The following is an 18,563-nucleotide window of genomic DNA, read 5'->3' as shown; positions in this document are numbered from 1 at the left end:
TGCCGGCTGCAAATCGAATTGTTTCCGCTTCTCGTATCTCCAGCGTCCTCGTGTACCGCTCCTGCGAGCAATTCAAACACCCAACGTTCTGGAATCTCTCCACTTTTGAATCGCTCCAGGCTGTTGGCCTGCTTCTTGCTGTCCTTGGCGTCATCGAAAAGTCAAAGCGAAGGCGGGAGGATACATGGGCGCGGCGACGGAAACGTTTTACAGCGTGATCAGGCGGCAAGGCATCACGCGTCGGAGCTTTCACAAATTTTGCAGCCTGACGGCGACGAGCCTCGGGCTCGGGCCGCTGGCGGCGAGCCGCATCGCGAACGCGCTCGAGACCAAGCCGCGCGTGCCCGTGATCTGGATGCACGGCCTCGAATGCACCTGCTGCTCCGAGAGCTTCATCCGGTCCGCGCACCCGCTGGTCAAGGATGCCGTGCTGTCGATGATCTCGCTCGACTACGACGACACCATCATGGCGGCCGCGGGTCACCAGGCGGAGGCCATCCTCGAGGAGACCCGCGCCAAGCACAAAGGCCAGTACATCCTCGCGGTGGAAGGCAATCCGCCGCTGAACGAAGGCGGCATGTTCTGCATCGACGGCGGCAAGCCGTTCGTCGAGAAGCTCAAGATGATGGCCGAGGACGCGATGGCGATCATCGCCTGGGGCGCCTGCGCGTCCTGGGGCTGCGTGCAGGCGGCAAAGCCCAATCCGACACAGGCGACGCCGATCGACAAGGTCATCACCAACAAGCCCATCATCAAGGTGCCGGGATGCCCCCCGATCGCCGAAGTGATGACCGGCGTCGTCACCTTCATCACCACCTTCGGCAAATTGCCCGAGCTCGACCGCCAGGGCCGGCCGAAGATGTTCTACTCGCAGCGCATTCACGACAAATGCTACCGCCGTCCGCATTTCGACGCCGGCCAGTTCGTCGAGGAGTGGGACGACGAGGCCGCCCGCAAGGGCTACTGCCTCTACAAGATGGGCTGCAAGGGCCCGACCACTTACAACGCCTGTTCGACCGTGCGCTGGAACGGCGGCGTGTCCTTCCCAATCCAGTCGGGCCACGGCTGCATCGGCTGCTCCGAGGACGGCTTCTGGGACAAGGGCTCGTTCTACGACCGTCTCACCAACATCAAGCAGTTCGGCATCGAGAAGAACGCCGATCAGATCGGCATGGTGGCGGCGGGCGCCGTCGGCGCCGCGGTGGCCGCGCATGCGGCCGTGACCGCAGTGAAGCGGCTCGCGACCAAGCGCGAAGACGCCGACCACAACAGCTGAGCGAAGAGAAACACTAGGGTAGGAACACCATGGGTATCCAGACTCCCAACGGCTTCAATCTCGACAATTCCGGCAAGCGCATCGTCGTCGATCCGGTGACCCGTATCGAAGGTCACATGCGGGTCGAGGTCAATGTCGACGCCGACAATGTCATCCGCAATGCGGTCTCGACCGGCACGATGTGGCGCGGGATCGAAGTGATCCTGAAGAACCGCGATCCCCGCGATGCCTGGGCGTTCACCGAGCGGATCTGCGGCGTCTGCACCGGCACCCACGCACTGACGTCGGTGCGCGCGGTCGAGAACGCGCTCGGGATCACCATTCCGGAGAACGCCAATTCGATCCGCAACCTGATGCAGCTTGCATTGCAGGTGCACGACCACGTCGTGCATTTCTATCACCTTCACGCGCTGGACTGGGTCGACGTCGTCTCCGCGCTCTCGGCCGATCCGCGGGCGACCTCGACGTTGGCGCAGTCGATCTCGAACTGGCCGCTGTCGTCGCCCGGCTATTTCAAGGATCTGCAGACAAGGCTGAAGAAGTTCGTCGAGTCCGGGCAGCTCGGTCCGTTCAAGAACGGTTATTGGGGCAGCAAGGCCTACAAGCTGCCGCCCGAGGCCAATCTGATGGCCGTGGCGCATTATCTGGAGGCGCTCGACTTCCAGAAGGAGATCGTCAAGATCCACACCATCTTCGGCGGAAAGAACCCGCATCCGAACTGGCTGGTCGGCGGCGTGCCCTGTCCGATCAACGTCGACGGCACGGGTGCCGTCGGCGCCATCAACATGGAGCGGTTGAACCTGATCTCCTCGATCATCGACCGGCTGATCGAGTTCAACGAAATGGTCTATCTGCCCGACGTGGCGGCGATCGGGTCGTTCTACAAGGACTGGCTCTATGGCGGCGGCCTCTCGGGCCAGAGCGTGCTCGCCTATGGCGACGTGCCCGAACATGCCAACGACTATTCCGCCAAGAGCCTGAAGCTGCCGCGCGGCGCCATCATCAACGGCAATCTGTCCGAGGTGTTTCCGGTCGATCACGCCAACCCCGACGAGATCCAGGAGTTCGTGGTCCACTCCTGGTACAAATACCCCGACGAGACCAAGGGTCTGCATCCCTGGGACGGCGTCACCGAGCCGAACTACGTGCTGGGGCCCAATGCGAAGGGCACCAAGACCGCGATCGAGCAGCTCGACGAGGGCGGCAAGTATTCGTGGATCAAGGCACCTCGCTGGAAGGGCCACGCCATGGAGGTTGGCCCGCTGGCGCGCTGGGTGGTCGGCTACGCGCAGAACAAATCCGAGTTCAAGGATCCCGTCGACAAGTTCCTGAGGGATTTGAACCTGCCGACGTCGGCGCTGTTCTCGACGCTCGGTCGCACCGCCGCGCGCGCGCTCGAATCCGTCTGGGCCGGACGGCAGATGCGCTACTTCCAGGACAAGCTCGTCGCCAACATCAAGGCCGGCGACAGCTCGACCGCCAATGTCGACAAGTGGAAGCCGGAGAGCTGGCCGAAGGAGGCCAAGGGCGTCGGCTTCACCGAGGCGCCGCGCGGCGCGCTCGCGCACTGGATCAAGATCAAGGACACCAAGATCGACAACTACCAGTGCGTCGTGCCGACCACCTGGAACGGCTCGCCGCGCGATCCCAAGGGCAACATCGGCGCCTTCGAGGCGTCGCTGATGAACACGCCGATGGTCAATCCCGAGCAGCCGCTCGAGATTCTGCGCACGATCCATTCCTTCGATCCGTGCCTGGCCTGTTCGACGCACGTCATGAGCCCGGATGGCCAGGAGCTCGCCAAGGTCAAGGTCAGGTAGGAGGTCGCCATGATGGATGCAGTTGCTCCCGCCTCCGACGCCGGGCCCGACCTCGCGGCGATCGCCGCCGACGCTTCCGGAGAACGTGCGGTGGGGCGTCCCACCGTCTATGTCTACGAAGCGCCGGTGCGGATCTGCCACTGGGTGAACGCGTTCTCGATCATTGTGCTGATGGTGACCGGCTATCTGATCGGAACGCCGCTGCCGACGGTCGCGGGCGAGGCGTCCGACAACTTCGTGATGGGCTACATTCGCTTCGCCCATTTCGCAGCGGGACAGGTGCTCGCGGTGTTCTTCCTCACGCGTATCCTGTGGGCCTTCGTCGGCAACCATCACTCCCGGCAGATCTTCTACATCCCGGTTCACCGCAAGCAGTTCTGGAAGGAAGTGCTGCACGAGATCCGCTGGTACGCGTTCCTGGAACGCGAGCCGAAGATGTATGTCGGGCACAACCCGCTGGCGCAAACCGCGATGTTCACGGGCTTCACCCTGTTCGTGGCCTTCATGATCGTCACCGGCTTTGCGCTCTATTCGGAAGGTCAGGGCATCGACAGCTGGCAGCACAAGCTGTTCGGCTGGGTGTTTGCGATCTGGCCGAACAGCCAGGACGTCCACACCTGGCACCATCTCGGCATGTGGGCGCTGGTCGTGTTCGTGATGGTGCACATCTACGCCGCGGTCCGTGAAGACATCATGTCGCGCCAGAGCATCATCTCCTCGATGATCTCGGGCGAGCGGCAATTCCGCGACTGAAACGGGAAGACTGACGATGCCGACATCCTCGCAAGACAATCGCATCCTGGTGCTCGGCATCGGCAACATCCTGTGGGCCGACGAAGGCTTTGGCGTGCGCGCGGTGGAGGAGTTCCACCGCCGCTACGCCGTGCCTGACAACGTCACCATCCTCGACGGCGGCACGCAGGGGCTGTACCTCGTGAACTATCTGGAGGAGGCCGACCGCCTTATCGTGTTCGACGCCATCGACTATGGGCTCGAGCCCGGCCGGTTGAAGCTCGTGCGCGACGACGAGGTGCCTCGCTTCACCGGCGCCAAGAAGATGAGCCTGCACCAGACCGGCTTCCAGGAGGTCATCAGCGCCGCCGACCTGCTCGGCCGGTGCCCGAAGCATCTCGTGCTGATCGGCTGCCAGCCGCTCGATCTCGAAGACTGGGGCGGGCCGCTGACGCCGCCGGTGCGCGACCAGATCGCGCCCTCGATCGATCTCGCCTGCCAGGTCTTGGCCGAGTGGGGCGTCACGGTCAGCCGCCGCAGCGCGCCATTGGCGGAGTCCGAGCGGCTGCTCGCCAATGACATCGATCACGCCAATTACGAGATGCGGCCGGCCTGAGAGGCGCGATCTCCGGAGAAAGCACGATGTGCCTCGGCTTGCCGATGACGATTGTCGAGACGGATGGCGTCTCGGCGCTGTGCGCATTTCGCGGCGAACAGCGCCGCGTCTCCATGCTGCTGCTCTCCAACCCGCCGGTCGGCACCCACGTGCTGGTCTATATCGACACCGCGATCCGGCTTCTCGATGAGGAAGAGGCGCGCCTGATTGGCGCCGCGATCGACGGTCTTGGTGCTGCGCTCGACGGTGAGGATTGCGACCGCTTCTTCGCCGACCTGATCGACCGCGAGCCGCAACTGCCAGCGCACCTGCGGTCCGAATAAGCCAACGTCCAGGAATCAAGTGGGATCACCGCCTCCGCGGCCGGATCGGCGTGCGGGCGCCACAAGCTACCTGGAATGCGTCTTTCTATCTGCAAAGATGGCTTTCACTGAATATGGAAAGTATCTTATCATCGGGGGGCTGCGTCATCGGCGCGCAATAAAATATCTGATGTAGGTCAATGAGATAAACCCGGAAAGTCGCTAACATATCGTGGCACATGCCTTGCTAACCCCTATCCCGAGCAATTCATAAGCTTGTCAGGGGAGGTCCAATGGAATTCCAGGTGGGGAAGCATGATCTGACGCGGCACGGCCTGAATGAGGTCGATGCCGCGACGGTTGATCATTTTCTTGGCGCAGCAGACGAGGCTGGTGCGATCGCCGTGCTGCTGTCGGCGGGCGATCCCAACCGCTTTCCGGAGGCGACCGACGTCGCCGTGGTGCTGCCAGAGCTGATCGCCGCATTCGGCGGCCGGCTGCGCGGTGCGGTCATCGCGCGCGGCGACGAGAGCGCGCTCGGCCAGCGTTTTGGCGTCCGCGTGCAGCCGACGCTGATCTTCGTCGCCAAGGGCGAGACACTGGGGCTGATCGCCAAGATCCAGGACTGGTCAGTCTATGTCGACCGCATCACCAAGCTGATCGACCGGCCGCGCGGGCAAAGCGCCGCGGTGGCCGTCACCATCGTGCCCCAGCACCGCACACAAGGTGTCGAGTTATGAAAGTCGGATTCTGGGATGCGCCCGAAGGCGCCGAGCAACCGGTCAGCGTGTTTCCGATCGGCGAAGAGAGTCTCAATGCATCGAAAGGAAGCCTCACGGCGGCCGGTGCGCTCGCCAAGCTTGCAACGCTCGACAGCGCGGAGCTTGCCAGGAGCTGCCCAAACGCGGTCGCGCTGCTCTCGCGGATCGCAGATGCGATCGCGGGCCAGAAAGCCGACGCGCCGTCGCAATTGTTCCGGCTCGCCAATCTCAACGATCTCGAGAGCAAGCTCATTGCCGATGTGCTCGGCGAAGGCGAGGTCGCCGGCGTCGTCGCGCTGCCGGATGGATCGCTGGCGCAGATCCAGGAATCGGTACTGGCAGGGATCTGGCGCGTGCGGCTCGAGACCGACGCCAACCACGAATACCTCGAGATCGGCGCCGTACCGGAGATCGTCAAGCGCGCGGCCGCCGACCTGACATCCGCCGATTTCGAGATCGGACAGGTGCCTGAGGGTGCCATGAACGTGCTGCCGGTGCTCGCCGAGATCCGCGAGCGCGCGCTCGCGTGGCGGCCCGGCATCCGCTCGCAGATCATCAATTTCACGCTGTTGCCGATGAGCCCGGTCGACATGAGCTTTTTGCAGGACACGATCCGGAACGGACCGATTCAACTGGTGTCGCGCGGCTACGGCACCTGCCGCGTGCTGTCCACCGGCATCCGCAATGTCTGGTCCGTGCAGTTCTTCAACGCCATGGACACCATCATTCTCGATACGCTCGAAGTCGGCGGCGTGCCGACTGTTGCGCTGGCCGCGGACGAGGATTTCGAGGATTCCGCCGAGCGGCTCAAGGAAATCATCGAGGCCTATTTCAAATGAGCGCCTTCGAGAATTTTGGCGTGCGCCAGGACGTCACCGACGTCACGCGGCTGGAATGCGGCATCTGCTGGACCGTCTATGATCCGGCTGACGGTGACGATGTGGCGCAGATCGCGCCCGGCACGCCGTTCGCGGCGTTGCCGGAGGAGTGGCACTGCCCGAATTGCGACGCCCCGAAGTCCAAGTTCATGGCGATCGAATCATGACCGGGAGCGCGCCAAATCCGGACGCCGACGCCGTGGCATGGGGCGATCTCCTGGCCGGAAGCTATCGGGAGATCGGCGAGCGCGCCATGCGCGATCTGCCGATCTACAACGATGCGCTCGGCGTCGAAGCGGTCGGCTTCCGCGCCTTCAACGGCACGATCGTCGGCATCATGGTCACGCCCTGGTTCATGAACGTGGTGCTGCCGGCGAGCGCGGTGGCACAGGCCACCTCGGGCGCGACCGCGCGTATTCGTTTTCCCGCGGGCGATATCGAGTTCACCATCAGCGAGGTCGGGCAAATCGGCCGGATCGCGAGCTGCTCGCTGTTCTCGCCGATGTTCCAGTTCGCCGACATGGACGCCGCGCGGGCGACGGCTGAAGCCGCGCTTGCCGAGCTGATGCTGCCGGCCGACAGCGAGGAGGCGGTTCGCCGCCGCGAGCCCGCGACAACCCCGATCGATCGGCGTAACTTCCTGCGGGGTACTCTGACGGAGCGGCGGGGATGAGCCTCTCGTTCCGCAACGAGATCGACATTACGGTGTGGCTCTCCGGCGCCACGATCGCCGACGTCGCGATCCAGCCGCGCAGCCGGCCGCCGCTGACGCGCCTGTTTGCGGGAAAGCCGGCGGCCTCGCTGCTCCCGGTGCTGCCGCGGCTGTTCTCGCTCTGCTCGGTTGCCCATCAGGTCGCATTCCTGTCGGCAGTGGAAGCTGCGCAAGGGCAGGAGGCGGCGCCCGCGACGGTGCGGCATCGCCTCACCGTGGTCGTCGCCGAACGGCTGACCGAATTGCTGCGCGGCCTCTTCGTCGGACGGCGCGCGCTCGACGGCACAAGCGCTGCGGCGATGCGCGCCGTGATGCAGGCGAGTGCGCTCCTCGGCGGTCCGAGCGAGGCCGTGCCGCAGGCCCTGCGTCGCGATGCGGTCGCGCAGATCAGGACCGCGGTCGGCACGCTGGGGATCTCCGAAGACCATGCGCTTGCGTCGGGCAGCGCGCTCGCAGCTTCCGTCGAGGGATGCGATGGCAGGCTGGTGTCGCGGCCGCTGGCCGAGCCGTCGTTCCTGACCGCGGCTAACGATCTCGATATCGTCGCGCGTCTGCTGGCGGACGGGGCGGCCTATTCCGATGCGCCGGACCTCTGCGGCCAGATTCCGGAAACCGGCGTCTGGGCACGCAGGGCGCACCGCGAAGAGATTTCATCGACGGCGGCGGGCCCCGCCGCGCGCCTGAGGGCGCGCATTGCCGAGGTCGCGCAGCTCTGCACCTGGCTCGATCACGGCGACGCGGATCTCGAACGCGGTATCGTGGCGAGCTATCGGCTCGGCGCCGGCAAGGGCGCGGCCGCGGTCGAATGCGCGCGCGGCCGGCTCTATCACGCCGTCGTACTCGACGACGAGGATCGCATCGTCAACTTCGAATTCCTGGCGCCGACCGAGTGGAACTTTCACGCCCGCGGTCCACTGGTCCAAAGCCTCAAGGGCGCGACGCTCGCCGCCGGCCGACCGGGCCAGGATGCGGTTCGCGCGCTGGTCGGTTCCTTCGATCCCTGCGTCGGCTTCAGCCTGGATTTTCGCGAGGCCGGCCATGCATGAGATGGCGCTGTGCGAAGGCATCATTGGCATCGTCGAGGAGGAAGCGCGCAAGCGCGCTTTCGCCAAGGTGAACGTCGTCTGCCTCGAGATCGGTGCGCTCAGCCATGTCGCGCCGGAGGCCCTGCAATTCTGCTTCGAGGCCGTCGCCGCGCGGACCATCGCGCAAGGCGCCAAACTCGAGATCGTCGAGACGCCGGGCACGGCGTGGTGCATGGCCTGTTCCAAAAGCGTCGAGATCAAGCAGCGATACGAACCGTGTCCGTCCTGCGGCGGCTATCAATTGCAGGTGACGGGCGGCGAAGAGATGCGCGTGAGGGAATTGGAGGTCGACTGATGTGTACGGTCTGCGGCTGCAGCGACGGCAAGGCGTCCATCGAACATGCCCATGATCATCATCATGATCACGGGCATGACCACGATCATGGTCACGACGGGCACCATCACCACCACCACGGTCATGACCAAGATCACCATCATCACCACGATCACGCCCACGGCGATGCCGGGCTGCTCGACTGCGGCGCTAATCCGGCCGGCCAGAAGATCGCCGGCATGAGCAGCGACCGCATCATCCAGGTCGAGCGCGACATCCTCGGCAAGAACGATAGGCTCGCCGCCGACAATCGCGCCCGCTTCCGCGCCGACGAGGTGCTTGCCTTCAACCTTGTCTCGAGCCCCGGCGCCGGCAAGACCTCGCTCTTGGTCCGTGCCGTCTCCGAGCTGAAGGACAGTTTTGCGATCGGCGTGATCGAAGGCGACCAGCAGACCTCCAACGATGCCGAGCGCATTCGCGCGACCGGCGTGCCGGCGATCCAGGTCAACACCGGCAAGGGCTGCCATCTCGATGCCGCCATGGTCGGCGAGGCCTATGACCGGCTGCCTTGGCTGAACGGCGGGCTGCTTTTCATCGAGAATGTCGGCAACCTCGTTTGCCCGGCAGCGTTCGATCTTGGCGAAGCCTGCAAGATCGTGGTGTTCTCGACCACCGAGGGCGAGGACAAGCCGTTGAAATATCCTGACATGTTCGCCGCCTCGTCCCTGATGCTGATCAACAAGATCGATCTCGCCTCGGTGCTCGATTTCGATCTCGCCAGGACCATCGAATATGCGCGGCGGGTCAACCCGAAGATCGAGGTGCTGACGCTGTCGGCGCGCACCGGCGAAGGCTTTGCGGCGTTCTATGCCTGGATCCGCAAGCGGATGGCGGCGACGACGCCGGCCGCGATGACGGCGGCGGAATGACAATGGGCGGCGAGGCTACAGCACTGGACGGACGGCGGCTGCGCCTGCATGTGCGCGGCGCGGTGCAGGGTGTCGGCTTTCGTCCCTATGTCTACGGCCTCGCCACGCGCTATCGCCTCGGCGGTTTCGTCGCCAACGATCCCCACGGCGTCATCATCGAGGTGGAAGGAGAGCGCGCGTCGGACTTCGTCGCGGCGCTGCCGCTCGAAAAGCCGCCGCTCGCCCGCATCGACGAGATCTCGGTGCACCCGGTCGGCGCCATGGCGAGCGAGGAGTTTTGCATCCGCGCCAGCAAGCAGGGCAGGGTATCGACGCGCATCGTCGCCGATGCCGCGACCTGTCCGGAATGCCTGAGCGAGCTGTTCGATCCCGCCAGCCGGTTTCATCGCTACCCCTTCGTCAACTGCACCCATTGCGGTCCGCGCTACACCATCGCCGAGCGGCTGCCCTACGATCGCCCCACCACCGCGATGAAGCGCTTCGCGATGTGCAAGGTCTGTGCGGACGACTATGCCGACGCCAGGAGCCGCCGCTTCCACGCCGAGGCGATCGCCTGCCCGCAATGCGGCCCAAGGCTCAGCCACGAGATCCAAGACATCGCCGCCGCGATTGCCGCAGGCAAAATCGTCGCGATCAAGGGGCTCGGCGGCTATCAGCTCATCTGCGATGCCCGTGACGAAGCGGCCGTGCAGCGGCTGCGGCAGCGCAAGGAGCGCGATCAAAAGCCGTTTGCCGTGATGGTCGGCTCGGTGGACGCGGTCGCCGGCATCGCCGATGCCGACGCTGCCGAGCTTGCGTTGCTCGAAATGGCGCCGCGGCCGATCGTGCTGATGACGTCCCGCCATAGGCTCGCGCCTGCGATTGCGCCGGGGCTGTCGCGGATCGGCATCATGCTGCCGGTCACCCCGCTTCATCACCTGATCTTCGAGGCGCTGAATTCGGTGCATAAGCGGGCCGGCGAAAGTTGGGCGACCGTCGCCACCAGCGCCAACCCCGGCGGCGAGCCGCTTCTGCTCGACAATCGCGAGGCGGAGCTGCGCCTTGCCGGCATCGCCGATCTCATCGTCACCCATGACCGCGACATCGTCACGCGCGCCGACGATTCCGTGGCGGCGGTCGTCGCCGGGCGGACGCGGTTCATCCGCCGCGCCCGTGGTTACGTGCCCGAGCCGGTTCGTCTCGCGCAGACCGTGCCGCCGATCCTGGCCGTCGGCGGCGCGCTGAAGTCGACCGTGACGGTCACGCGCGGCAACGAGGCCTTCGTCTCCCAGCATATCGGCGATCTCGACACCGCGGAAGGCGTCCGCTTCTTCGAGGAAACCGTCGGCCATCTGCTGTCGACGCTGGACGTCGAGCCGGTAGTTATCGCCCATGATTTGCACCCGAACATGGCTTCGACCCGCTTCGCCGAAGCGAGCGGAAAGCGGCTGATCGCGGTCCAGCACCATCATGCCCATGCCGCTTCCGTCATGGCGGAGCATGGCCTCACGGGACCTGCGTTGGCGCTGGTGCTCGACGGCTTCGGCCAGGGTAGCGACGGCGGCAATTGGGGCGGCGAGCTCCTGCTGTGCCAGAGCGCGCAGTTCCGGCGGCTCGGACATCTGGCGCCGATGATGTTGCCGGGTGGCGATCGTGCCGCGCGCGAGCCGTGGCGCATGGCCGCAAGCGTGCTGCATGGCCTTCGCCGCAGCGATGCGATCGCAACCCGTTTCGCGGCGCAGCCGCAGGCCGCACGTCTCTGCGCCATGCTCGAACAGCCCGGCGTGCCGGTGACGACCAGCGCCGGCCGGCTGTTCGACGCAGCGGCGGGATTGCTCGGTCTCTGCCCGGTGCAGAGCTATGAGGGCGAAGCCGCGATGAAGCTGGAGGCGCATGTTCGCACGCCACGCATCGCGAAGAGCGGCTGGACGATCGAGGATGGCGTGCTGTCCCTGTTTCCATTGCTTGCGCGGCTTGCGGCCGAGGGCATCGATCCGGTCGACGGGGCCGGGCTGTTCCATGGCACGCTTGCGGCCGCCTGCGTCGACTGGATCGGCCGCGCGGCGCGCGAGACCGGCATCACGACCGTCGCCTTGAGCGGCGGCTGCTTTCTCAACGCGATCCTCAGTTCCGAGATCGAGCGCGGCTGTATCGCTGCCGGCCTCTCGCCGCTGTTGCCGCGGCAAATGCCGCCCAATGACGGCGGTCTCAGCCTCGGGCAGGCCTGGATCGCCGCACTCAAACTCCTCGAACCGCAAGGCCAGGAAGGAACCGCCTGATGTGTCTCGCGATACCCGCTGAGGTCACAAAACTCCTGCCCGACGAGATGGCGATCGTCTCCATCGACGGCGTCAGCAAGGAAATTTCGGTCGCCCTGATCGAGGACCTCGCCGTCGGCGACTACGTGATCATCCATGTCGGTTACGCCCTGACCAAGATCGATCCGGAGGAGGCGAGGCGGACGCTCGAATTGTTGCGCGAGCTCAGCACCGAGGGACAGGGAGCCGCGTCATGAAATATGCCGATGAGTTTCGCGACAAGGAGATCGCGCTCGGGCTCGCGAAAGCGATCCGCGCGGAAGCCGATCCGCGAAAGCCCTATCGCTTCATGGAATTCTGCGGCGGCCATACCCACGCGATCTCGCGTTACGGCCTCGAGGACATGCTGCCGAAGAACGTGCGGATGATCCACGGGCCCGGCTGTCCGGTCTGTGTGCTGCCGGCCGGGCGCATCGACATGGCGATCCGGCTCGCCGAGCGGCCAGACATCATCCTGTGCGTCTATGGCGACCTGATGCGCGTCCCGGGCTCGCAGGGCGCATCGCTCCTGAAGGCGAAGGCCCGTGGTGCCGACATCCGCATGGTCTATTCCACGATCGACGCGATCCGGATCGCCGAGGACAATCCCGGGCGCGAGGTGGTGTTCTTCGCCATCGGCTTCGAGACCACGACGCCGCCGACCGCGGTCATGATCCGATTGGCCGGGAAGAAGCAACTCGAAAACTTCAGCGTGTTCTGCAACCACGTGCTGACGCCGCCGGCGATGCAGAACATCCTGGAGAGCCCGGACATCCGCAACATCGGCCGCGTCGAGATCGACGGTTTTGTCGGACCCGCCCACGTCTCGACCATCATCGGTACTGCGCCTTACGAGTTCTTCGCCGAGGAGTTCGGCAAGCCGGTGGTGATCGCGGGCTTCGAGCCGCTCGACATGATGCAGGCGATCCTGATGCTGGTGCGGCAGGTCAACGAGCACAGGCATGAGGTCGAGAACCAGTACAGCCGCGCCGTGAGCCGCGACGGCAATCTGCGCGCCAAGGAAGAAGTGTCCGACATCTTCGAGCTGCGCGATCAGTTCGAGTGGCGCGGGCTCGGGCAGGTGCCTTATAGCGGGTTGAAGCTGAAGCGCGCTTACGCGAAATACGACGCGGAGGTCCGCTTCGACATGAACGAGCTGCGCGTCGACGACAATCCGGCCTGCGAATGCGGCGCGATCCTGCGCGGTGTGAAGAAGCCGGTGGATTGCAAGCTGTTCGGCACCGTCTGCACGCCGGAGACGCCGATGGGATCCTGCATGGTCTCCTCCGAAGGCGCCTGCGCCGCGCACTGGACCTATGGCCGCTTCCGCGATCATCAGCAGAGGCGGGCGTCATGAAGGCCTATCAGCGCAAGCTCGACATCAGGAACGGCTGCGTCGACCTGTCCCACGGCTCGGGCGGCCGCGCCATGGCGCAGTTGATCTCCGGCCTGTTCCACGAAGCCTTCGGCAATGAATGGCTGGCGCGCGGCAACGACCAGTCGGCGTTCGACGTCCGCGCCGGGCGCATGGTGATGACGACCGACGGCTATGTGGTCTCGCCGCTGTTCTTTCCTGGCGGCAATATCGGCTCGCTCGCGGTGCACGGCACCGTCAACGACATCGCCATGGCCGGCGCGAAGCCGCTCTATCTCTCGGCGAGCTTCATCATCGAGGAGGGCTTTCGCTTCGCCGACCTCAAGCTGATCGCGGAGTCCATGGGGGCGGCGGCGCGCGAGGCCGACGTCCACATCATCACCGGTGACACCAAGGTGGTCGAGCGCGGCAAGGCCGACGGCCTGTTCATTTCGACCGCGGGCGTCGGCGTCGTGCCTGACGGGCTCGATCTGTCGGCCGAGAAGGCCCGCGTCGGCGATCGCGTCCTGATCTCCGGCACGCTCGGCGACCACGGCGTCGCCATCATGTCCAAGCGGCAGAATCTCGCTTTTGAGACCGAGATCGTCTCGGACTCGGCGTCGCTGCACGATCTCGTTGCCAGGATGGTGCAGGCCGGCGGTCGTGGCATCCGCCTGATGCGCGATCCCACGCGCGGCGGGCTTGCCGCGACGCTGAACGAGATCGCCCAGCAGTCCAACCTCGGCTTCCATCTCCTCGAGGAGGCGATCCCGGTGAAGCCGGGCGTGGCGGCGGCTTGCGAGCTGCTTGGACTTGATCCGCTTCACGTCGCCAATGAGGGCAAGCTGGTCGCGATCGTCGCGCCGGAGGCCGCCGGAGCGGTGCTGGCCGCGATGCGGGCGCATCCGCTCGGCCGCGACGCCGCCGACATTGGCGAGGCCGTTGCCGACGATCATCATTTCGTGCAGATGGCGACGAGCTTCGGCGGCGGTCGAATCGTCGATTGGCTGTCGGGCGAGCAACTGCCGAGAATCTGTTGAGGCTTCGAGATGCGCATCCTGCTGCTATCGCACTCCTTCAACAGCCTGACGCAGCGGCTCCATGTCGAGTTGCGCGAGCGCGGCCACGAGGTTTCGGTCGAGCTGGACATCCACGCCGACGTCACGCGCGAGAGCGTGGCGCTGCATCGGCCGGACCTGGTGATCGCGCCGTTCCTGAAGCGCGCGATCCCCGACGACGTCTGGCGGAGCGTGCGCTGCCTGGTCGTCCATCCCGGGCCGCCCGGCGACCGCGGTCCGGCCGCGCTCGACTGGGCGGTTCTGGAAGGCGTCGCCGAGTGGGGCGTCACGGTGCTACAGGCGGATGGCGAGTTCGATGCCGGTCCAATCTGGTCGTTCCGCAGCTTCCCGATGCGGTGCGCGGCCAAGTCCAGCATCTACCGCAACGAGCTAACCTCCTGCGCGGTCGCAGCCGTGCTCGAAGCGGTCGCTGCGATCGAAGCCGGACAGGCTGCCCCGCAGCCGATGCAGGCGGGTGACCCGCGCATTCGCGTGCGCGGACCTTGCCGTCAGGCGGACCGGACGATCGACTGGCAGCACGACAGCACCATGACCGTGCTGCGCAAGATCAACAGCGCCGATGGCATGCCGGGCCTCGTCGATAGCCTGTTCTTCCAGGAGGTCAGGCTGTTCGATGCGCACGAAGCGCACGATATCTCCGGCGTGCCCGGCACAGTCATCGCGCAATGCGAAGGCGCGCTGGCGCGTGCCACGGTCGATGGCGCGGTCTGGATCGGCCATGTCAAGCGACTCGCGCCGAAGAGCCTGAAGCTGCCCGCGGCGAAAGTCTTCGCCGCGGAGGCGGCGTATTTGCCGCACCGGCCTGGCTGCGGCTACGCCCCGATCCGATATCGCGAGCATGGCGAGGTCGGCGAGCTCGCGTTCTCCTTCTACAACGGCGCCATGGCGACCGGTGACTGCGAAGCCTTGCTCGGCGCCTATCGCGCTGCGCTGGAACGCCCGACCAGGGTGTTGCTGCTGACCGGCGGCCCCGACTATTGGTCGAACGGCATCCATCTTGCCGAGATCGAGGCAGCCGAAAGCGCCGCGGACGAGTCCTGGCGCAACATCAATGCGATCGACGATCTCGCCCGCGCGATCATCGAGACCACCGATCGCCTGGTCGTCTCGGTCATTCGCGGCAATGCGGGTGCCGGCGGCGTGTTCCTGAGTCTTGCCGCCGACGAGGTTTGGGCGAGCGACCAGATCATCCTCAATCCGCATTACAAGGACATGGGCAATCTCTACGGCTCGGAATACTGGACCTATCTGCTGCCGCGCCGTGCGGGGGCCGCGAACGCAACCCGGATCACGCAATGCCGGCTCCCGATGGGCGTGGCGGAAGCCCGGCGCCTCGCCATCGTCGACCGCGTGCTGTCGGGCGAGGCGCTCGCCGACGCAAGCCTCGTGCAGAGCGGCGCAGCCATGGCGTCGGATGCCGGCTTTGCCGCGCGCCTTGCCGCCAAGCAGCAGCGGCGGGCCGCCGATGAGGCCGAAAAGCCCCTGCAATCCTACCGCGACGAGGAGCTGCGGCGGATGAAGCTGAATTTCTACGGCTTCGATCCGAGCTATCATGTCGCGCGCTACAATTTCATCCATAAGGTACCGAAGTCGCGCACGCCGCTGACCATCGCAGGTCACCGTATCAGGCGTGCGCCAGGTCGGCCTGTCGGCATGGCGGTGTCATCGTGAGCATTCAGGGAACCATTCTCGTCGTCGACGACGAGGTCCGCTCGCAGGAAGCGTTGCGGCGCGTGCTCAGGGAGGATTTCGAGGTGCTCTGCGTCGGCAACGCGACCGATGCGGAGAAGCTGCTGGAGGGCGAGATCGTCCACGCGATCCTCTGCGACCAGCGGATGCCGCACGAATCCGGCGTGAGCTTCCTGAAGCGCGTCCGCGAGCTCTGGCCGGACCCGGTGCGGATGATCATTTCCGGCTATTCGGAGTCCGAGGACATCATCGCGGGACTGAACGAGGCCGGCATCTATCAATACATCACCAAACCCTGGCAGCCGGACCAGCTGGTCGAAACCGTCAAGGAGGCGGTTCAGCTCTATCGGCTGCAGAAGGAGACCGAGACCGCCGGCGTCGACGTCAAGGCGACCTCCGGGCACATCAAGAAGGTCGTCTCGGTCAAGCGCGGGGTGGCCAAGCAGCTCTACGATTTCGACCGCATCGTGCATTCGACGGAAAGCCCGATGCACGCCGTGATCGAGCTCGGCAGGCGCGCAGCCGACTACGATATCTCGGTTCTGATCACCGGAGAATCCGGCACCGGCAAGGAGCTTCTGGCTCGCGCGATCCATTACGGCTCGGCGCGGGCCAACAGGGCGTTCGTGGTCGAGAACTGCGGCGCGCTGCCGGACGAGCTCCTGGAAAGCGAGCTGTTCGGTTGCAAGAAGGGCGCCTTCACCGGCGCCTACCAGGATCGCATCGGCCTGTTCGAGGTCGCCGATGGCGGCACGATCTTCCTCGACGAGATCGGCGAGACCTCGCCGGCGTTCCAGGTCAAGCTGCTGCGTGTGCTGCAGGAGAGCGAGATCCGGCCGCTCGGCGCGCAGCGCGTGCGCAAGGTCGACGTTCGCGTGGTGGCGGCGACCAATCGCGACCTGGAGGCGGAGGTCGAGGCCGGCCGCTTCCGGCGCGACCTGTACTACCGCCTCGCCGCATTCCCGGTGCACATGCCGGCGCTGCGCGAGCGCCCGATGGACATCCCGCTGATTGCGGAGGGCGTGCTGTCGGCGGTCAAGAGTTCCTTCAACCGGCCGAATCTGCGCTTCGCGCGTTCGGCGCTGGAGGAATTCGGCAAATATCACTGGCCGGGCAACGTACGCGAGCTCCAGAACGAGATCCAGCGCATGGCCGTGCTCGCCGACCGGGACGAGCTGGCCGCGCCACCGCTGCTCGGCCGCCGCAACGGGAAGCGATCCGCGCCGCTGCCGGCCCACGGCAGGCTGAACGGATCGGCCTCGCTGAAAGACAAGGTGGAGGATCTCGAGAAGTCGGTTATCATGAACTGCCTGGAGAGGAACGACGGAAACATCAGTCGTGTCGCCAGCGAGCTGGGTCTCTCACGGGTAGGGCTCAGGAACAAGCTGTCCAGGTATGATCTGAGAAAAAATGCCAAAGGCGACGCATTCTCCTGAAGCGAGCGAGGCGGATTCGCTGCTCAAGCTGGTCACCAGCGGCGGCGCGATCGAGTTCGACCGCGAGCGCGAAGGCGCCTGGATCGAAGTCATCCGCAAGATGGACGAGGTCTATTCGGACCTGTTGCGCTACGAGGTCGACCTCGAGCACAAGAACGCGGAGCTCGAGGAGGCGCAGGCCTTCGTCACCAACGTCATCGAATCCGTCTCGGACATCCTGATCGTCTGCGACGCCAGGGGGATGGTGCAGCAGGTCAATTCCGCGTTCCAGCATGCGCTCGGCCGCAGCGTCGGGGACGTGGTCGGCAGGAACATCGCCGACGTCATCGATGCCGCCGACGGCGCCAAGCTGGTGCCGCTATTGAAGCCGCGCGGCACGCCCGACGTCGTCGACGGTGAATTGAGGTTCGCGACGGACGGCGGCAGCACCGATCTGTTCGCGATCAACAGTTCGCCGCGGCATGACCATCGCGGCCGCTTTATCGGCGTGGTGCTGACAGGGCGGCCGATCGGCGAGCTGCGCCGCGCCTATGAGGCGCTGCACAAGGCCCATCAGGAATTGCAGCGCGCCCAGCGGCAGCTGGTCGAGCAGGAGAAGATGGCGAGCCTCGGCCGTCTCGTCGCTGGCGTCGCGCACGAATTGAACAATCCGATCAGCTTCGTTTACGGCAACATTCACACCTTGATCCGCTACCGCGCGGCCATCGTCGCCTATCTCGACGCGATCCACGGCAAGGGCCGGGCGAGCGACCTCGCCGCACTGAAGAAGAGCCTGCGCATCGACGAGGTCATGGAGGATTTCGGCCCGCTGATCGAGGGCACCATGGAGGGGGCGGTCCGGATCAGCGAGATCGTGAAGAATCTGCGCCGGCTCTCCTTCAGCAAGCTCGGCGAGGTCGAGCGCGTCAATATCGAGCGTTTGATCAACACCGCTGTGCTGTGGGCCGTCCGCACCAAGCAGGTGCGCATCGACCTGCAGATGGAGCTCGAGCCGGAACTCTGGATCTCCGGCAACGAGGGACAGTTGCACCAGGTCATCGTCAATCTTGTCGAGAACGCGATCGACGCAATGCGCGACACCGAATTGCCGCGGCTGGTCGTCTCGGCGGCGCGCAAGGGCAACGAGATCCTGTTCCGGATTTCGGACAACGGTCCGGGAATCGACAAGGATCACATCAGCCACATCTTCGAGCCGTTCTTCACGACCAAGCGGGTCGGCGAGGGCACGGGACTCGGCCTCTGGATCAGTTACGGCATTGTGCGCGAGCACGGCGGCGAGCTTCTGGCTGCGAACGAGCCGGACGGCGGCGCGACGTTCTCTTTTGCTTTGCCGGCTGCGTAAAC

19 protein-coding genes are annotated in these 18,563 nt (G+C 65.4%); all 19 read left to right on the top strand.

The window, feature by feature from the left end; genetic code table 11:
- Window positions 1-184 precede the first annotated feature (184 nt).
- The 19 genes from BJA_RS35160 to BJA_RS35070 all read left to right on the top strand — a co-directional run bounded on the left by BJA_RS35160 (window position 185) and on the right by BJA_RS35070 (window position 18,561).
- The gene (locus BJA_RS35160) at window positions 185-1,276 is read left to right on the top strand and encodes a hydrogenase small subunit (protein WP_011089680.1); all 1,092 of its coding nucleotides are present in this window, start codon (window positions 185-187) and stop codon (window positions 1,274-1,276) included.
- Between the two features lie 29 nt (window positions 1,277-1,305).
- Window positions 1,306-3,096, top strand: a complete 1,791-nt coding sequence (locus tag BJA_RS35155) for a nickel-dependent hydrogenase large subunit (protein ID WP_011089679.1) — start codon at window positions 1,306-1,308, stop codon at window positions 3,094-3,096.
- Between the two features lie 9 nt (window positions 3,097-3,105).
- Window positions 3,106-3,849: a Ni/Fe-hydrogenase, b-type cytochrome subunit gene (cybH, locus tag BJA_RS35150; protein ID WP_011089678.1), complete on the top strand. Its 744-nt coding sequence runs from the start codon at window positions 3,106-3,108 to the stop codon at window positions 3,847-3,849.
- Window positions 3,850-3,865: 16 nt separating this feature from the next.
- Window positions 3,866-4,444 carry a HyaD/HybD family hydrogenase maturation endopeptidase gene (locus BJA_RS35145; RefSeq protein ID WP_011089677.1) on the top strand — a complete coding sequence of 193 codons (579 nt, stop codon included), beginning with the start codon at window positions 3,866-3,868 and terminating at the stop codon, window positions 4,442-4,444.
- A gap of 26 nt (window positions 4,445-4,470) precedes the next feature.
- Window positions 4,471-4,767 (top strand): HypC/HybG/HupF family hydrogenase formation chaperone, encoded by a 297-nt coding sequence (locus tag BJA_RS35140; protein WP_011089676.1) that lies wholly within the window; start codon window positions 4,471-4,473, stop codon window positions 4,765-4,767.
- A gap of 272 nt (window positions 4,768-5,039) precedes the next feature.
- Entirely contained in the window at window positions 5,040-5,486 is a 447-nt protein-coding gene (locus tag BJA_RS35135; protein WP_011089675.1) for a hydrogenase expression/formation protein HupG, read from the top strand.
- Window positions 5,483-6,346 (top strand): hydrogenase expression/formation protein, encoded by an 864-nt coding sequence (locus BJA_RS35130; RefSeq protein WP_011089674.1) that lies wholly within the window; start codon window positions 5,483-5,485, stop codon window positions 6,344-6,346. The genes BJA_RS35135 and BJA_RS35130 overlap by 4 nt, the downstream gene beginning before the upstream one ends.
- Window positions 6,343-6,552, top strand: coding sequence for a rubredoxin (locus BJA_RS35125; protein ID WP_011089673.1), 210 nt, complete (start codon window positions 6,343-6,345; stop codon window positions 6,550-6,552). Before BJA_RS35130 ends, BJA_RS35125 begins: the two co-directional genes overlap by 4 nt.
- A complete protein-coding gene (gene hybE / locus BJA_RS35120) occupies window positions 6,549-7,058 on the top strand; it encodes a [NiFe]-hydrogenase assembly chaperone HybE (RefSeq protein WP_011089672.1) in 510 nt (169 codons plus the stop codon). The genes BJA_RS35125 and hybE overlap by 4 nt, the downstream gene beginning before the upstream one ends.
- Window positions 7,055-8,143, top strand: coding sequence for a nickel-dependent hydrogenase large subunit (locus BJA_RS35115; protein ID WP_011089671.1), 1,089 nt, complete (start codon window positions 7,055-7,057; stop codon window positions 8,141-8,143). Before hybE ends, BJA_RS35115 begins: the two co-directional genes overlap by 4 nt.
- Window positions 8,136-8,477: a hydrogenase maturation nickel metallochaperone HypA gene (gene hypA, locus BJA_RS35110; RefSeq protein ID WP_011089670.1), complete on the top strand. Its 342-nt coding sequence runs from the start codon at window positions 8,136-8,138 to the stop codon at window positions 8,475-8,477. The genes BJA_RS35115 and hypA overlap by 8 nt, the downstream gene beginning before the upstream one ends.
- Window positions 8,477-9,385 (top strand): hydrogenase nickel incorporation protein HypB, encoded by a 909-nt coding sequence (hypB, locus tag BJA_RS35105; RefSeq protein ID WP_011089669.1) that lies wholly within the window; start codon window positions 8,477-8,479, stop codon window positions 9,383-9,385. The genes hypA and hypB overlap by 1 nt, the downstream gene beginning before the upstream one ends.
- Window positions 9,382-11,643, top strand: coding sequence for a carbamoyltransferase HypF (hypF, locus tag BJA_RS35100; protein ID WP_011089668.1), 2,262 nt, complete (start codon window positions 9,382-9,384; stop codon window positions 11,641-11,643). The genes hypB and hypF overlap by 4 nt, the downstream gene beginning before the upstream one ends.
- On the top strand, window positions 11,643-11,879 hold the full coding sequence (locus BJA_RS35095) for a HypC/HybG/HupF family hydrogenase formation chaperone (protein ID WP_011089667.1): 237 nt from the start codon (window positions 11,643-11,645) through the stop codon (window positions 11,877-11,879). Before hypF ends, BJA_RS35095 begins: the two co-directional genes overlap by 1 nt.
- Window positions 11,876-13,018 (top strand): hydrogenase formation protein HypD, encoded by a 1,143-nt coding sequence (hypD, locus tag BJA_RS35090; protein WP_011089666.1) that lies wholly within the window; start codon window positions 11,876-11,878, stop codon window positions 13,016-13,018. The genes BJA_RS35095 and hypD overlap by 4 nt, the downstream gene beginning before the upstream one ends.
- Window positions 13,015-14,055 carry a hydrogenase expression/formation protein HypE gene (gene hypE / locus BJA_RS35085; protein ID WP_011089665.1) on the top strand — a complete coding sequence of 347 codons (1,041 nt, stop codon included), beginning with the start codon at window positions 13,015-13,017 and terminating at the stop codon, window positions 14,053-14,055. Before hypD ends, hypE begins: the two co-directional genes overlap by 4 nt.
- A gap of 9 nt (window positions 14,056-14,064) precedes the next feature.
- Window positions 14,065-15,765 (top strand): hydrogenase maturation protein, encoded by a 1,701-nt coding sequence (locus BJA_RS35080; RefSeq protein WP_011089664.1) that lies wholly within the window; start codon window positions 14,065-14,067, stop codon window positions 15,763-15,765.
- Entirely contained in the window at window positions 15,762-17,219 is a 1,458-nt protein-coding gene (locus tag BJA_RS35075; RefSeq protein ID WP_011089663.1) for a sigma-54-dependent transcriptional regulator, read from the top strand. Before BJA_RS35080 ends, BJA_RS35075 begins: the two co-directional genes overlap by 4 nt.
- Window positions 17,194-18,561, top strand: coding sequence for a sensor histidine kinase (locus BJA_RS35070; protein WP_011089662.1), 1,368 nt, complete (start codon window positions 17,194-17,196; stop codon window positions 18,559-18,561). The genes BJA_RS35075 and BJA_RS35070 overlap by 26 nt, the downstream gene beginning before the upstream one ends.
- Window positions 18,562-18,563 lie beyond the last annotated feature (2 nt).

It is taken from the genome of Bradyrhizobium diazoefficiens USDA 110 (assembly GCF_000011365.1).
Classification (GTDB): domain Bacteria; phylum Pseudomonadota; class Alphaproteobacteria; order Rhizobiales; family Xanthobacteraceae; genus Bradyrhizobium; species Bradyrhizobium diazoefficiens.
Note: the sequence above shows the minus strand (reverse complement) of the source record. Positions and strands in the feature narration are given on the sequence as shown.

Bases quoted from the DNA above. Each gene is read 5' to 3' on its own strand.
- hybE (WP_011089672.1), top strand. From the start codon at position 6,549: ATGACCGGGAGCGCGCCAAATCCGGACGCCGACGCCGTGGCATGGGGC.
- hypA (WP_011089670.1), top strand. From the start codon at position 8,136: ATGCATGAGATGGCGCTGTGCGAAGGCATCATTGGCATCGTCGAGGAG.
- hypF (WP_011089668.1), top strand. From the start codon at position 9,382: ATGACAATGGGCGGCGAGGCTACAGCACTGGACGGACGGCGGCTGCGC.
- BJA_RS35080 (WP_011089664.1), top strand. From the start codon at position 14,065: ATGCGCATCCTGCTGCTATCGCACTCCTTCAACAGCCTGACGCAGCGG.
- BJA_RS35155 (WP_011089679.1), top strand. From the start codon at position 1,306: ATGGGTATCCAGACTCCCAACGGCTTCAATCTCGACAATTCCGGCAAG.
- BJA_RS35125 (WP_011089673.1), top strand. From the start codon at position 6,343: ATGAGCGCCTTCGAGAATTTTGGCGTGCGCCAGGACGTCACCGACGTC.
- BJA_RS35095 (WP_011089667.1), top strand. From the start codon at position 11,643: ATGTGTCTCGCGATACCCGCTGAGGTCACAAAACTCCTGCCCGACGAG.
- BJA_RS35145 (WP_011089677.1), top strand. From the start codon at position 3,866: ATGCCGACATCCTCGCAAGACAATCGCATCCTGGTGCTCGGCATCGGC.
- hypD (WP_011089666.1), top strand. From the start codon at position 11,876: ATGAAATATGCCGATGAGTTTCGCGACAAGGAGATCGCGCTCGGGCTC.
- BJA_RS35140 (WP_011089676.1), top strand. From the start codon at position 4,471: ATGTGCCTCGGCTTGCCGATGACGATTGTCGAGACGGATGGCGTCTCG.
- hypE (WP_011089665.1), top strand. From the start codon at position 13,015: ATGAAGGCCTATCAGCGCAAGCTCGACATCAGGAACGGCTGCGTCGAC.
- BJA_RS35135 (WP_011089675.1), top strand. From the start codon at position 5,040: ATGGAATTCCAGGTGGGGAAGCATGATCTGACGCGGCACGGCCTGAAT.
- BJA_RS35115 (WP_011089671.1), top strand. From the start codon at position 7,055: ATGAGCCTCTCGTTCCGCAACGAGATCGACATTACGGTGTGGCTCTCC.
- hypB (WP_011089669.1), top strand. From the start codon at position 8,477: ATGTGTACGGTCTGCGGCTGCAGCGACGGCAAGGCGTCCATCGAACAT.
- BJA_RS35070 (WP_011089662.1), top strand. From the start codon at position 17,194: ATGCCAAAGGCGACGCATTCTCCTGAAGCGAGCGAGGCGGATTCGCTG.
- cybH (WP_011089678.1), top strand. From the start codon at position 3,106: ATGATGGATGCAGTTGCTCCCGCCTCCGACGCCGGGCCCGACCTCGCG.
- BJA_RS35160 (WP_011089680.1), top strand. From the start codon at position 185: ATGGGCGCGGCGACGGAAACGTTTTACAGCGTGATCAGGCGGCAAGGC.
- BJA_RS35130 (WP_011089674.1), top strand. From the start codon at position 5,483: ATGAAAGTCGGATTCTGGGATGCGCCCGAAGGCGCCGAGCAACCGGTC.